Source organism: Nocardiopsis sp. NPDC101807 (assembly GCF_044766605.1).
GTDB classification, from domain to species: domain Bacteria; phylum Actinomycetota; class Actinomycetes; order Streptosporangiales; family Streptosporangiaceae; genus Nocardiopsis; species Nocardiopsis tropica.
In genome coordinates this window covers 67,489-79,889 of record NZ_JBIWMK010000006.1, presented here as the reverse complement: position 1 = coordinate 79,889, position 12,401 = coordinate 67,489, and the positions used below count along the sequence as shown (strand labels likewise).

Sequence of the window (12,401 nt, the reverse complement as noted above, 5' to 3'; positions counted from 1 at the left end):
GGCCCATCCGATGTACGACAGCAGTTACGCGTCCGTGTACGACACCGTCATGATCCACCGCGGCAAGGACTACGACGCGGAGGCCGCGGTGATCGCCGGCCTGGTCCGCGAGCGCAGTCCCGCGGCGGACTCCCTGCTGGACACCGCGTGCGGCACAGGGCTGCACCTGCGCGCCTTCTCCGGGCACTTCGCCCGGGTCGCGGGGCTGGACGGGTCCGACGAGATGCTGGAGCTGGCCCGCGCCCGGGTGCCCGGCCTGCGGACGTGGCGCTCGGACCTGCGGGAGGTGGCGCTGGACACCCGGTTCGACGTCATCACGTGCATGTTCGCCGTTCCGCACCTGGAATCCGAGGACGAGCTCGCCTCCGTCGTCCAGGGGCTCGTGCGCCACCTGAACCCGGGCGGTGTCCTGGTGGTCGAGCCCTGGGTCGGACCGGAGGGGTTCACACCGGGGCACGTCTCCCGCGACCTGGTCGAGGACGGCGGACGGACGGTCGTGCGCCTGTCCCACTCCACCCGCGTCACGGGCAGGCACGACCGGATGCGCATGGTCGTGCACTACGCGGTGGCCGACCCCGAGGAGGGCTTGAGCCACGCCACGGACGGGTGGGAGATGTCGCTGTTCACGCCGGAGCAGTACGCCGCGGCCTTCGAGAAGGCGGGCTGCAAGGCCGAGCACCTGCGGACCGAGCCGTTCGCCCACGGCCTGTGGGTGGCCGTGCGCGCCGACGGCTGACCGGCGTCAGGCCTCCTCCGGCTCCTGCCGTGTCCGGCGCCACGGCAGGGCCGGGAACGCGCGGCCGCCTTCGACGGCCCTTCCGCGTGCGGTGGGGTGCGGGAGCAGCGCCGTGACGGCCGTCGCCACGACGGCCGTGGTCCCGCCCTCGTAGTCCGTTCCCCACAGGCTCCAGTGCACCGCGAAGGGGTCGTACCTGGGCAGGACCGACTCGGTCCTGCCGAAGGGGACGAACCGCAGACTGCCGTCCTCGCCGCTCGCGACGGAGGTCCACCTGACCTCGGCGATCTCGTCCAGGGCGAGCCGCTGGGGACCGGCCGCCCGCTTGGCGGACTCCGCCTTCCAGTTGGGCCGCAGGTAGACGTGGGCGCCGTCGAAGACGACCGAGGCGTCGCCCGCGTCGGCGCGGACCGGGGCCGCGGGGGCCTCGACCAGGTAGCGGTCGGGGTCGGTCGCGTCGCCCGGCCCCAGGGCGGCGATCTCCTCGGTGACGGTCTCGGCGAGGTACTCGGCGACGAGGGCCTTCTCCTTGCCCACGCGCAGCTGGTAGGGGTCGCCGCTGCGGCTCAGGTGCCCGCCCGTCGCCTCGGTGAAGGGGTCGGCGCCCGGACGCGGGTGGGCCCGGAGGGTCCCGCCCCTGCGCCGGGGCTCGAAGACGACGCCCGCCAGCGCGGGCAGCGGCAGCGACACCACGCCGAGGCCGCGGCGCAGGGGGTGGGCTCTGCGCCCGGGAGTGATCCACAGGGCCGCCCCGTCGAAGGACCACGACCCGTGACGCGCGCTTACCTCAGCCATACGGACATAGTAGGGGCGGGCACGCGATCCGGACCGCGGCAGCGGCGGCGGGCAGGGCCCGGCCTCAGCGCCCGGGGCCGCCGACCAGCGGTTCGGCCCCTCCGCGCTCCTCCCGGACGGGGCTGTCGATCCCCCGCCCGGTGTGCGCCAGGAAGACGTCGTCCAGCGAGGGCGATCTGACCTGGACCGAGGTGATCTCCGCGTCGACCTCGGAGAACACGCGGGGGACGAACCGCCGCCCCCCGGCCACCGTGAACCAGACCGTGTCGCCCTCGACCACCGGGGCGAGGCCGAGCCGTGTGCTCAGCTCCTCCCGGAGGGCCTCCGGGTCGCGGGCGACGATCTCCACGCGGTCCCGGCCGATCTGCGCCTTGAGCTCGGCGGGACTGCCGACCGTCACGATCTCCCCGCCGTCGATGACGGCGATCCGCCCGCAGTTCTCGGCCTCCTCCAGGTAGTGCGTGGTCATCAGCACGGTGATGCCCTCGGACTCGTTGAGTTCCCGGACGCGGTCCCAGATCGCCTCCCGGGACCTCGGGTCCAGCCCGGCCGTCGGTTCGTCGAGGAACAGCAGGCGGGGGCGGTGGAGCAGGCCCCGTGCGATCTCCAGCCGCCGGCGCATGCCGCCCGAGTAGGTCCCGGCCAGCCTCTCCCGCTCCTCCCACAGGCCCACGTCCCGGAGCGCCCGGGTCACCCGCCCGTCGACCTCCTCGGACGGGACGCCGTAGATCTCGGCGTGGAACTTGAGGTTGTACCAACCCGTCAGGTACCGGTCGAGGGTCTGCTCCTGGAACACCAGGCCGATGCTGCGGCGCACGTCGGGACGCTCGCGCACGATGTCGAACCCGGCGATGGAACCCGTCCCCGACGTCGGGGTGATCAGGGTGGAGAGCATGCCGATCAACGTGGACTTGCCCGCCCCGTTGGGGCCGAGGAGGCCGAACAGCTCCCCCGGGGCCACCTCCAGGTCGACCCCCTTGACCGCCTCGACCTCGCCGAAGCTCTTGGCCAGGCCGCGCGCGCGTACCATCGCCTCCGGGCCGGAACCGTCCGTCGCCATCGTCGTTCACCGCTCCTCCGCTGGTGGAGCGCCCGGTCCGGGACGGACCCGGGCGCGTTCTCCCTCCGACGCCTCCGGGCCCGGGCCGGGCCGCGCGGTCAGGCGGGGAGCCCCTCGCCCGCCCGGACCCGCACGAACTCCGCCCCGGTCCGCTCCCACGCCTCCCGGTAGACGGCGAAGACGTGGGCCGTGCGCAGTTCCTCGCCGTCGAGGACGTACTCGGGCAGTGATCCCTCCAGCCGGACCTCGGCCCCGGTCCGCCGCAGGGCGGCGAGGTCCTCGTCCAGGGTCCACAGGTAGAGCTTGCGCAGGTTCCACATCGAGAACGCGTAGTTGACGGTGAGCGCGTAGGCGTCGGCGGCCCCGTCCGGCCCCAGTTCCCGCTCGTCCGCGACGAGGGAGCCGCAGCCGTGGCGGGCCTGGGAGTTGAAGCCGTGCACGGAAGCGTAGCCCGCGACCCGCCCGGTCCCCGGGGCGTGCAGGAGGAACTGGGCTCCCACCTGGTCGAACCTGCCGGGCCAGAGTGCGGCGAAGACGTCGCGGCCGGGAAGGCCGTCCAACCCGTGGCCGGCGAGTTCGTCGCGCACCGCCCCGCCCCGTCTGGTGCCGGTGGCGGCAAGCCTCACGCCGACCGTGTCGAGGTGGGGAAAGATCATCGCGTGCGGCCTCTCTCCCGTACCGGTCCGTCGCGGACCGGCCGGGCGTGGGAGGGGAACGCTGCGAAGAGGGCCCTCACAGCGTTCCCGGAGGAAGGGCTACTGGGGCTGGGTGATCACGTCGCCGCTGCAGCCGACGAGGCTGAGGCCGCTGTTCAGCATCGCGCTCTCGTCGACGGCCACCTCGAAGGCCTGGAGATCGAGGACGTCGGAAAGGGCCATTTTTCCTCCTGAGAAAGAAAAACACGGGGGGATACCTACGGGAGGGAAGATAGGAGAAACCACGGCCGCCCACAAGAGATGTCTCCGCCCGGCGTCCGGTGCGAAGTCCGGCCGTGCACGAGCCGTCTCCGCACCGGGGCCAAGAGATGGGACGACCGGTCGAATCCCCGTCAAATACCGGTCAGCCGGTCAACTCGGCTGGACAATGACGTCGCCGCTGCAGCCGATGTAGCTGAGCCCGCTGTTGAGGAGGGCTTCGCCCTCCAGGCCGATGTCCATGCCCTGAAGTGAGAAGACGTCGGACAATGACATGGCGTCCACCTTTCTCCGATGGTCCGATAGTGCCGAACCAGAACCTAGGACGGCAATGCCGACGGCGGCAAGGAGGGCATTCCCCGCGCACGTCCCGCCGGCGGGACAGGAATACACGACGGAACCCGGTACCTTTTAAGACCGAGTACGCACCCCTCCGACGCGGGCGGGAGGCGCCCCGGGAGAACGGCCCGCACCGCCCCCGTGCGCATCGGGTTCTTCCGTGCCAGGATGTCGCCCCCACGGGCCCCGAGCCCGCGGCAGGCGGAAAGGACGCAACGGTCGGCGATGACAACCCCCCACCTCGAAACCCCTCGTGTCCGCTTTCGTCCCATCGACGAGGAGAACGTCCTCGATCTCTACCAGCTCCTCCTGAAGCTCGGCATAGAGACCCTGCCCTCCCGGGACAACTTCGAGTCTTCGTTCAGGGCCGTGGACGATTCGGAAGTCACCGTCCTGCAGATCGAGACGAAAAAGGACGGCGAGGTCCGGGGATTCGCCTCGATCCGGGAGCACAGCCCGGCGGGGCACGCGAAAATCGGCATCTTCATGGATCCCCACGGAATTCCGGTGGGCGTCGGAGCGGAATCCATGATGCTACTGGTCAACTATGCCTTCGCCCGCTGGGAGGATCTCAGAAAAGTATACGCACTGACGACGGACGCGAGCCTGATGCATTTCGGGTCCGCCCTGTTCGCGACGCCCAGGGAGGCCACCCTCCCCGGGCACGTGTATTTTCGGGGACAGCTGTGGGACCTTCACTACTATTCCGTCTCCCGGGAGTCCTGGGCGGGGACGGGGGCCAAGCTCCTCACGAGGATGGCGGGCGACCGCCCGCGGCGGGAGGACGCCGGCTCCGTGGAGAGGGGGTCCGCGCCGGTGTGGACGGAAGTGACGGATGTGAGGACGGCGGCCGGACCCGGCGCCGACGGGAACGCCCCCGGATTCGCCAGGGTGGGGGCGGCGGGGCACCCTGCCGGAGGGCTCCCCGAGCACCGCCCGCTCCCGTGGACGGACGGGGAGAGGGTGCCCCCCCGCCTCCCGAGCAGCCCCCCTGACGAGAAGGACACCCGATGACGGCCACGCGGCGCCAGCCCGCCCCCACCTCCCCCTTCGGGCTCGGTCACGACCTGCGCACGATCAGGGTGGTGCTCAAGCGCGACCTCTTCCGCTTCGTCCACGACGTCAGCCGGGGCGTGGCGATGCTCCTGCAATCGGTGATGTGGCTGTTCGTGATCGGTGTGGGCTTCGGGTCCCTCATCCCCCGCGGCGAGGACGACCTGCCGCTGACCGCCGTCATGTTCCCGGGCGTGATCGTCATGACGGTCATCGGCACGGCGGTGTCCTCGGCCGCGACCATCGTCACCGACCGCGAGGTCGGCTTCCTGCGCGGCATGCTCGTCGCGCCGGCCAAGCGCTCCGCGCTCATCCTGGGCAAGGTCCTGTCCGGCGCGGTCCTCGCCACCCTCCAGGCCTGCCTGATCCTCGCGGTCGCGGGGCTGGCGGGGGTCCCCTACGCCCCGGGGCTGATGCTCACCCTGTTCGGGCTCACCTTCATGGTCGGGCTGACGGCCTCCGCGATGGGCGTCTTCATCGCCGTCTCGGTCAAGGGCAGCGAGGCGTTCATGGGCATGGCCCAGCTCGTCATCTCGCCCCTGGTCCTGCTGTCGGGCGCCATGTTCCCCATCGGGAACCTGCCCTCCTGGCTGGCCGCGATCACCCTGGTCAACCCGATCACCTACGTCGTCGACCCCATGCGCCAGGCGGTCTTCGCCCACCTCGACACCTCGCCCGCCACCGAGGCGCTGTTCAACCCCGGGATCACGTGGTTCGGCTGGCAGATCCCCTGGGCGGCCGAGGTCGGGCTCGTCGCCGCGGCCGGCGTGCTCCTGGTGTGGCTCACCGTGGTCCGCTTCAACCGGTCGGAGTGAGCGGTCCCCTCCGCCCCGGCGCGGGGCCGGGGCGGGCGGGGGTCAAAGGGCCGCGGCCTCCTCGGCCAGGCGGGTGACGCGGCCCCAGTCGCCCGCCGACACCAGCTCGGCGGGGGTCAGCCAGCTGCCTCCCACACAGCCCACGTTGGCCAGGGCCAGGTAGGAGGGGGCCGACGCCGCGGTGATCCCCCCGGTCGGGCAGAAGCGCACCTGGGGCAGGGGGCCCGCCAGCGACTTCAGGAACGCCGCGCCGCCCGCGGCCTCGGCGGGGAAGAACTTCAGCGCCGAGAGGCCGCGCTCCAGGAGCGCCATCGCCTCGGACACGGTGCCCACCCCCGGGAGGAAGGGCAGGCCGGTGTCGGCCATGGCCGAGGCGAGGTCGGCCGTGCACCCGGGGCTGACCAGGAACCGCGCGCCCGCCTCGGCCGCCGCCCGCGCCTGTCCGGGGGCGACCACGGTGCCCGCTCCCACGACGGCTTCGGGCACCTCGGCCGCGATGCGCTCGATGGCCTCCAGGGCGGCCGGGGTCCGCAGCGTCACCTCGATGCCGGGCAGGCCCCCGGCGACCAGGGCGCGGGCCAGCGGCACGGCGGTCTCCGCGTCCGAGATGACCACCACCGGCATCACCGGGGCGAGGTCGAGGATGTCCGCGCCCGAACGGGGGCTCGTCGTCATGTGCGTCTCCGTCTGTGTGGTGGTGCGTGGTCCGGTGCGGGCGCACCGGCGGCCGCCCGCTCCGGCGCGGGCGGCCCGGGGCGGGGCGGGCACGTCGCGGACCGGTGGGCCGGCCCCTCCGCGCCCGCCGTCCGCCGGGTGGATCGGGGGGTCAGAAGACCCCGGCGCCGGCCTCCGCCGGTCCGACCACGCCGCGCAGGGCGGCGAACAGCTCCCGGCCGGTACCGGTCGAGGAGTCGGCGCTGGGCCGCGCGGGCTCGCGTCCGGAGAGGTCGGCCAGCACCTCCAGTGTGCCCGCGGTGGCGTCCAGCCTGATCGGGTCGCCGTCGCGCACGTACGCGAGGGCACCGCCCGCGACCGCCTCGGGGGAGACGTGGATGGCCGCGGGCACCTTGCCGGAGGCTCCGGACATGCGCCCGTCGGTCACCAGGGCGACCTTCTGGCCCCGGTCCTGGAGCACCGCCAGCGGCGGGGTGAGCTTGTGCAGCTCGGGCATGCCGTTGGCCCGCGGCCCCTGGAAGCGCACCACGGCGACGAAGTCGCCGGTGAGCTCTCCCGCGGCGAAGGCGTCCTGGAGTTCGGCCTGGTCGGCGAAGACCCGGGCGGGGGCCTCGACGACGCGGCGCTCCGGTGCGACCGCGGAGGTCTTGATGACGGCACGGCCCAGGTTGCCCGAGAGCATGCGCAGGCCGCCGTCCGGCGCGAAGGGGTCCTCCACCCCGCGCAGCACGGTGGTGTCGCCGCTCTCCTTGGGCCCGTCGCCCCAGGTCAGCGCGTCCCCTTCGAGGCGGGGGGTCTGCCGGTAGCGGCCCAGACCCCCGCCCATCACGGTCCGCACGTCCTCGTGGAGCAGGCCGGCGTCCAGGAGGGTGCCGATCAGGTAGGCCATGCCGCCCGCCTCGTGGAACTGGTTGACGTCGGCGGCGCCGTTGGGGTACATGCGGGTGAGCAGCGGCACCACCTCGGACAGGTCCGCGAAGTCGTCCCAGGTCAGCTCGATCCCGGCGGCGCGGGCGATGGCCACCAGGTGCAGGGTGTGGTTGCTGGAGCCGCCGGTGGCGAGCAGGGCGACCACCGCGTTGACCAGGGCCCTCTCGTCGACCTGCACGCCGACCGGGTTGTGGGCGTCACCGAGGGCGGTCTGCCCGAGCACGCGGCGTCCGACCTCGGCGGTGAGGGCCTCGCGCACGGGGGAGCCCGGCTGCTCGAAGCTCGCCCCGGCCAGGTGCAGGCCCATGACCTCCATGAGCATCTGGTTGGAGTTCGCGGTTCCGTAGAAGGTGCAGGTGCCGGGCGAGTGGTAGGCGGCGGACTCGGCCTGGAGGAGTTCGCGGCGGTCCGCCTTGCCCTCGGCGAACTTCTGCCGCACCCGCGCCTTGTCCTTGTTGGGCAGGCCGGAGGGCATGGGGCCCGCGGGCACGAACGCCACCGGGAGGTGGCCGAAGGAGAGCGCGCCGATCAGCAGGCCCGGCACGATCTTGTCGCACACCCCGAGCATGAGGGCGCCGTCGAACATGTCGTGGGACAGGGCGACGGCGGTGGCCATCGCGATGACGTCCCGGCTGAACAGGGAGAGCTCCATGCCCGCACGGCCCTGGGTGATGCCGTCGCACATGGCGGGCACCCCGCCCGCGAACTGGGCGACGCCGCCCGCCTCGGCGACGGCGGCCTTGATGAGGGCCGGGTAGGACTCCAGCGGCTGGTGCGCGGAGAGCATGTCGTTGTAGGACGAGACGATGGCCAGGTTGGGCTTGACGTCCCCGGCCAGGGCGAGCTTGTCGGAGACGCCGCAGGCGGCGAACCCGTGGGCGAGGTTGGCGCAGCCCAGGGTGGTGCGGGCCGGTCCCCGGCCCGTCGCCTCGTCGATCCTGGCCAGGTACGCGGACCGGGTCCCGGCGCTGCGCTCGGCCAGGCGCCGGGTGACGTCGGCGACGACGGGGTGGACTCCGGGTCCGTACCCGGTCGTCTCATGGGTGTGCGCGGTCATCGGGGTTGCTCCTCTTCGTGCCACGTGCGGCCGGTGCGGCCGATGAGCCGGTGCGCGCCCTCGGGGCCCGCGCTCCCGGCCGGATAGGTCTCGGGGGTGGTGTCCGTGCTGTTCCAGGCCTCGATGATGGGATCCACCCAGCGCCACGCGGCCTCGACCTCGTCACGGCGCATGAAGAGGGTGGAGTCCCCCGTCAGCACGTCCATCAGCAGCCGCTCGTAGGCCTCGGGCGAGCGGGTGGAGAAGGTGTCGGCGAAGCTGAGCTCCAGCGGCACGGGCCGGAGCCTCAGCGCCCCCGCGCCGGGCGTCTTGGCCAGCATGGTGAGGTGTATGCCCTCGTCCGGCTGGAGGCGGATGACGAGGCTGCCCGCGCCGGGGACCGCGTCGGTGCCGGGGAAGATGGTGTGCGGCACCTCCCGGAAGCGGATCACGATCTCCGATCGGGCGTGGCCCACGCGCTTGCCGGTGCGCAGGTAGAAGGGCACGCCGGCCCAGCGCCAGTTCGCGATCTCGGCGCGCAGGGCCACGAAGGTCTCGGTGTCGCTGACCGCGGGCCCGCCCGCCTCGTCGAGGTAGCCGTGGACCTCGGCCCCCTGGACGGTTCCGCGCCCGTACTGCCCGCGGGCGGTGTCCTCGGCGACCCGGTCGCCGGTGACGGGCCGCAGCGACTGGAGCACCTTGAGCTTCTCGTCGCGGACGGCCTCGCGGTCGTAGCTGGCCGGGGGCTCCATGGCGGTGAGGCAGAGCAGTTGCAGGAGGTGGTTCTGCACCATGTCGCGCATGGCGCCGGAGGTGTCGTAGTAGCCGCGCCTCCCGCCGACCCCGACGGTCTCGGTGGCGGTGATCTGCACGTGGTCGATCCAGCGGGAGTTCCACAGGGGTTCGAGGAAGACGTTGGCGAACCGCAGCACGAGCAGGTTCTGCACGGTCTCCTTGCCCAGGTAGTGGTCGATCCGGTAGATCCGCTGCTCGTCGAAGACGGCGCCCACGGCGTCGTTGACGGCCCGGGAGGAGGCGAGGTCGCGCCCCAGGGGTTTCTCCATGACCACCCGGGACCCGGGGGTGACCAGACCGGCGCCGTCCAGACCGCGGCAGATGTCGCCGGAGATCATGGGCGGGACGGCGAGGTAGAAGACCCGGTCGCGGTCCGGGGTGAGGGCCGAGGCGAGGTCGGCCCATCCGGAGGGGTCCCCGCCGACGTCCACGGTGACGTGGGAGAGGCGGTCGAGGAAGCGGCGGAGCACGTCCGGCTCGACCACCTGGACGGCGGGGTGGCCGCGGACCGCCGAGGAGGTCTTGTCCCGCAGGTCGGCGTCGGTGAGGCCGTCGCGCGAGACGGCGATGACGCGCGTTCCCCCGTCCAGGTGGCCGTCGCGGTCCAGCAGGTAGAGGGAGGGGAGGAGTTTACGCATGGACAGGTCGCCTGTGCCCCCGAAGACCACCAGGTCGGTGGGGCGGGGCGCGGACTGCTGCGACATCTTCGGGCTGCTCCTGCGGGGAGGGAGAAGGGAGAGGGGTGCTGCGACGGGGGGCGGTGCGGGAGGAGGAACGGCCCCTGGGGCCCGGGGACGTTCGCCACTTTCGACCTTACGCCCGACTATGGTAAAAAACCAAGCACACTTGAGAACACTTCTTTACATAACCTCCCAGTCTTCGAGGCTTAACCCCATGGTTGAATGAGATATGGCCAGAACCCCCGGACGCCTTTCCTCTGCTGCCACCAGCGGCCACATCCTGGAGCTGATCCGCTCCGGCGCCGCGACCAGCCGGTCCGAGATCGCCCGGGTCACGGGCCTGTCCCGTCCCTCCGTGGCCCTGCGCGTCACCGAGCTGATCGGGAGCGGCCTCGTCACGGAGGGGACCGGAGCCGTCTCCAGCGGCGGCCGGCCCCCCACCCTCCTGGAGTTCAACGCCGACAGCGGGCTCATCCTCACCAGCGCCCTGGGCATGGCCCGCAGCCAGGCGGCCGTGTGCGACCTCAACGGGGACGTCCTCGTCCGGACGCCCGGCTCCCCCGACATGGAGAAGGGGCCCGACGCGACCCTCCCCTGGCTGCTCGACGTGTGGTCCGAGCAGATCGCCTCCCTCGGCCGCGGGCCCGCCGACGTGCGGGGCGTGGGCATCGGCCTGCCCGGCACGGTCGAGTTCCACGCGGGGCGCGCCGATGACCGGCCCTTCCTGGGCAAGTGGGCGGGGGTGGCGCTGGCCCCGCTGGTCGCGGAGCGCTTCCCGGTCCCGGTGACGGTCGACAACGACGTCAACGTGATGGCACTGGGCGAGCACATCGCCGGCGGGCACGGCCACCCCGACGACATGGTCTTCGTGAAGGTCTCCACCGGGATCGGCGCCGGACTGCTGTCCGGAGGGCGCCTGCTGCGCGGTTCCCTGGGCGCCGCCGGGGAGATCGGCCACGTCCCCGTGCGCGACGGCGGGGGCCTGCCCTGCCGCTGCGGCAACACCGACTGCCTGGAGGCGGTCGCCGGCGGTCGGCGGCTCCTGGAGCTCGCGGCGGAGCGGGGGCGGCGGGCGGGCACGCTCAAGGAACTGGTGGCCCTGGCCGTCGGCGGCGACCCCGTGGCCGTGACCCTCGTCAGGGAGGCCGGGCGGCGGCTCGGCGAGGCGCTCGCCGGCGCCGTGAACCTGCTCAACCCCGAGGTGATCGTGCTGGGCGGGGACCTGTCGGAGGCCTACGACCACCTGGTCGCGGGCGTGCGCGAGGTGGTGTTCCAGCAGTGCACGGCCCTGGCCACCAGGCAGTTGCGGGTCGTGGCCAGCTCCCTGTGGGACGACGCCGGCGTGCGCGGCTGTGCGGCGATGGTCACCGAGGAGATCCTGTCTCCGGAGTCGGTGAACAAGCTCCTGGCCGGGTGACGCCGACGCCCACCCCCGTCCACAGGCTGTGGACGGGGGGCGTCGCCCCCCTCGCGACCGGGTATTCCTGGGGAGGGACCCGCCGGTCCCGCACCGTCCACCCCCATCGCACCCGACCCCGCCCTGCCCCGCGATACCCGATGTGACCTGCGACGACGCTCTCGACGGCGGGCGTCCGGCCCGCGTTCGCACTTGACAATCACCCCCGATGTGGCGAATAGTCGCCCAGCACCGGTCCCCGCCCCCGCACATCCCCAGTCACCGCCCCGTGACCGCGCCCCGTGCGGACCCCCGCCCGGAAAGGTCCTTCCCGTGCTTCTCGAGAACCCGCTCGCGTTGATCCTGCTGGGAGCCGGAATCAGCCTGGCCACCAGTGTCGTCGTGACCGGCCTCCAGGCCCGCCACATCAGGCGCAACGACATCCGCGCCTCCTCCCGCTCCTCCGCCCGGAGCCTGACCAGCGCGTTCATCGCCGAGCGCGACTCCGACGGCCGCCAGGAGGGCTTCGTCGCCGAGGCCGAGCTGACGGTCATGTCGATGACCGACCGCAAGACCCGCGAGCGGCTGCGCGACGTCATCCGCCTGCTCCGCGAGCGCAACCTCCCCGAGATCGAGGAGCTCAGCGGGGTCAAGGCCGAACGGGCCAGACAGCTGCTGTGCGACCACGCCCTGGAGGTGCTGGGCGCGCACCTGCGCTCCGAGCGGCTGCCGGAGGTCCCCGACCCCGTGCGCAGGATGCTGACCGTCGAGGAGGAGGCGCTGAGCATCCACTCCGGTGAGACGCCGCGCCCGGCCGAGCCCATCGCCAAGAGCGCCGTGACCGCGCGGCCCCGGCACACGGGCGCCAAGCCGGCGGCGCGGAAGACCCCCAGGGCGACCCCCTCCAAGCCCGCGGCCAAGCCCGCCGCGAAGCCCGCCGCCAAGGGGGGCCGCACCACCGACACCGCGGAGGAGTCCGGGAAGGAAAGCACGTTCTGGGACGACTGACCGGAAGAAGCCGGATCGTTGCGTGTGATCCCACGGTGAGGCTCTGATCCTCCGTGCACACGGCGGGTCAGAAGTGATTCTTGCGGGCACAGATGAGAAAGTCGGGCGCAAGGCGCCAGCAGGCCATCACCCGACGAAGGAATTGTGCTGCGCAATTGTGGTCAGTAGC

The 12,401-nt window shown here is 72.6% G+C and carries 13 protein-coding genes; 5 read left to right on the top strand and 8 right to left on the bottom strand.

What is annotated here, in order from left to right; genetic code table 11:
• Positions 1–10 precede the first annotated feature (10 nt).
• Entirely contained in the window at positions 11–736 is a 726-nt protein-coding gene (locus tag ACIRPH_RS19270; RefSeq protein ID WP_402916177.1) for a class I SAM-dependent DNA methyltransferase, read from the top strand.
• 6 nt (positions 737–742) lie between these two features.
• On the opposite strand, the gene ACIRPH_RS19265 is transcribed toward ACIRPH_RS19270, so the two are convergent.
• The 5 genes from ACIRPH_RS19265 to ACIRPH_RS19245 all read right to left on the bottom strand — a co-directional run bounded on the left by ACIRPH_RS19265 (position 743) and on the right by ACIRPH_RS19245 (position 3,781).
• Positions 743–1,531 carry a DUF4429 domain-containing protein gene (locus ACIRPH_RS19265; RefSeq protein ID WP_402916175.1) on the bottom strand — a complete coding sequence of 263 codons (789 nt, stop codon included), beginning with the start codon at positions 1,529–1,531 and terminating at the stop codon, positions 743–745.
• A 64-nt stretch (positions 1,532–1,595) separates the two neighbouring features.
• The gene (locus tag ACIRPH_RS19260) at positions 1,596–2,591 is read right to left on the bottom strand and encodes an ATP-binding cassette domain-containing protein (RefSeq protein WP_402916173.1); all 996 of its coding nucleotides are present in this window, start codon (positions 2,589–2,591) and stop codon (positions 1,596–1,598) included.
• A 98-nt stretch (positions 2,592–2,689) separates the two neighbouring features.
• Positions 2,690–3,247, bottom strand: a complete 558-nt coding sequence (locus ACIRPH_RS19255) for an N-acetyltransferase (protein WP_402916171.1) — start codon at positions 3,245–3,247, stop codon at positions 2,690–2,692.
• A 99-nt stretch (positions 3,248–3,346) separates the two neighbouring features.
• Entirely contained in the window at positions 3,347–3,469 is a 123-nt protein-coding gene (locus ACIRPH_RS19250) for a SapB/AmfS family lantipeptide (RefSeq protein ID WP_267947232.1), read from the bottom strand.
• Between the two features lie 189 nt (positions 3,470–3,658).
• Positions 3,659–3,781 (bottom strand): SapB/AmfS family lantipeptide, encoded by a 123-nt coding sequence (locus ACIRPH_RS19245; RefSeq protein WP_402916169.1) that lies wholly within the window; start codon positions 3,779–3,781, stop codon positions 3,659–3,661.
• Between the two features lie 288 nt (positions 3,782–4,069).
• Here ACIRPH_RS19245 and ACIRPH_RS19240 point away from each other — a divergent pair, with 288 nt between their 5' ends.
• Entirely contained in the window at positions 4,070–4,858 is a 789-nt protein-coding gene (locus tag ACIRPH_RS19240; protein ID WP_402916167.1) for a GNAT family N-acetyltransferase, read from the top strand.
• A complete protein-coding gene (locus tag ACIRPH_RS19235) occupies positions 4,855–5,712 on the top strand; it encodes an ABC transporter permease (protein ID WP_402916165.1) in 858 nt (285 codons plus the stop codon). The genes ACIRPH_RS19240 and ACIRPH_RS19235 overlap by 4 nt, the downstream gene beginning before the upstream one ends.
• A 42-nt stretch (positions 5,713–5,754) precedes the next feature.
• On the opposite strand, the gene eda is transcribed toward ACIRPH_RS19235, so the two are convergent.
• The 3 genes from eda to zwf all read right to left on the bottom strand — a co-directional run bounded on the left by eda (position 5,755) and on the right by zwf (position 9,852).
• Positions 5,755–6,387, bottom strand: coding sequence for a bifunctional 4-hydroxy-2-oxoglutarate aldolase/2-dehydro-3-deoxy-phosphogluconate aldolase (eda, locus tag ACIRPH_RS19230; RefSeq protein ID WP_402916163.1), 633 nt, complete (start codon positions 6,385–6,387; stop codon positions 5,755–5,757).
• 151 nt (positions 6,388–6,538) lie between these two features.
• Positions 6,539–8,374 (bottom strand): phosphogluconate dehydratase, encoded by a 1,836-nt coding sequence (edd, locus tag ACIRPH_RS19225; protein WP_402916161.1) that lies wholly within the window; start codon positions 8,372–8,374, stop codon positions 6,539–6,541.
• The gene (gene zwf, locus ACIRPH_RS19220) at positions 8,371–9,852 is read right to left on the bottom strand and encodes a glucose-6-phosphate dehydrogenase (RefSeq protein ID WP_402916159.1); all 1,482 of its coding nucleotides are present in this window, start codon (positions 9,850–9,852) and stop codon (positions 8,371–8,373) included. Before zwf ends, edd begins: the two co-directional genes overlap by 4 nt.
• A gap of 205 nt (positions 9,853–10,057) precedes the next feature.
• Here zwf and ACIRPH_RS19215 point away from each other — a divergent pair, with 205 nt between their 5' ends.
• Positions 10,058–11,245 carry an ROK family transcriptional regulator gene (locus tag ACIRPH_RS19215; RefSeq protein ID WP_402916157.1) on the top strand — a complete coding sequence of 396 codons (1,188 nt, stop codon included), beginning with the start codon at positions 10,058–10,060 and terminating at the stop codon, positions 11,243–11,245.
• Positions 11,246–11,557: 312 nt separating this feature from the next.
• Positions 11,558–12,232 carry a hypothetical protein gene (locus ACIRPH_RS19210; RefSeq protein WP_402916155.1) on the top strand — a complete coding sequence of 225 codons (675 nt, stop codon included), beginning with the start codon at positions 11,558–11,560 and terminating at the stop codon, positions 12,230–12,232.
• Positions 12,233–12,401: the final 169 nt, after the last annotated feature.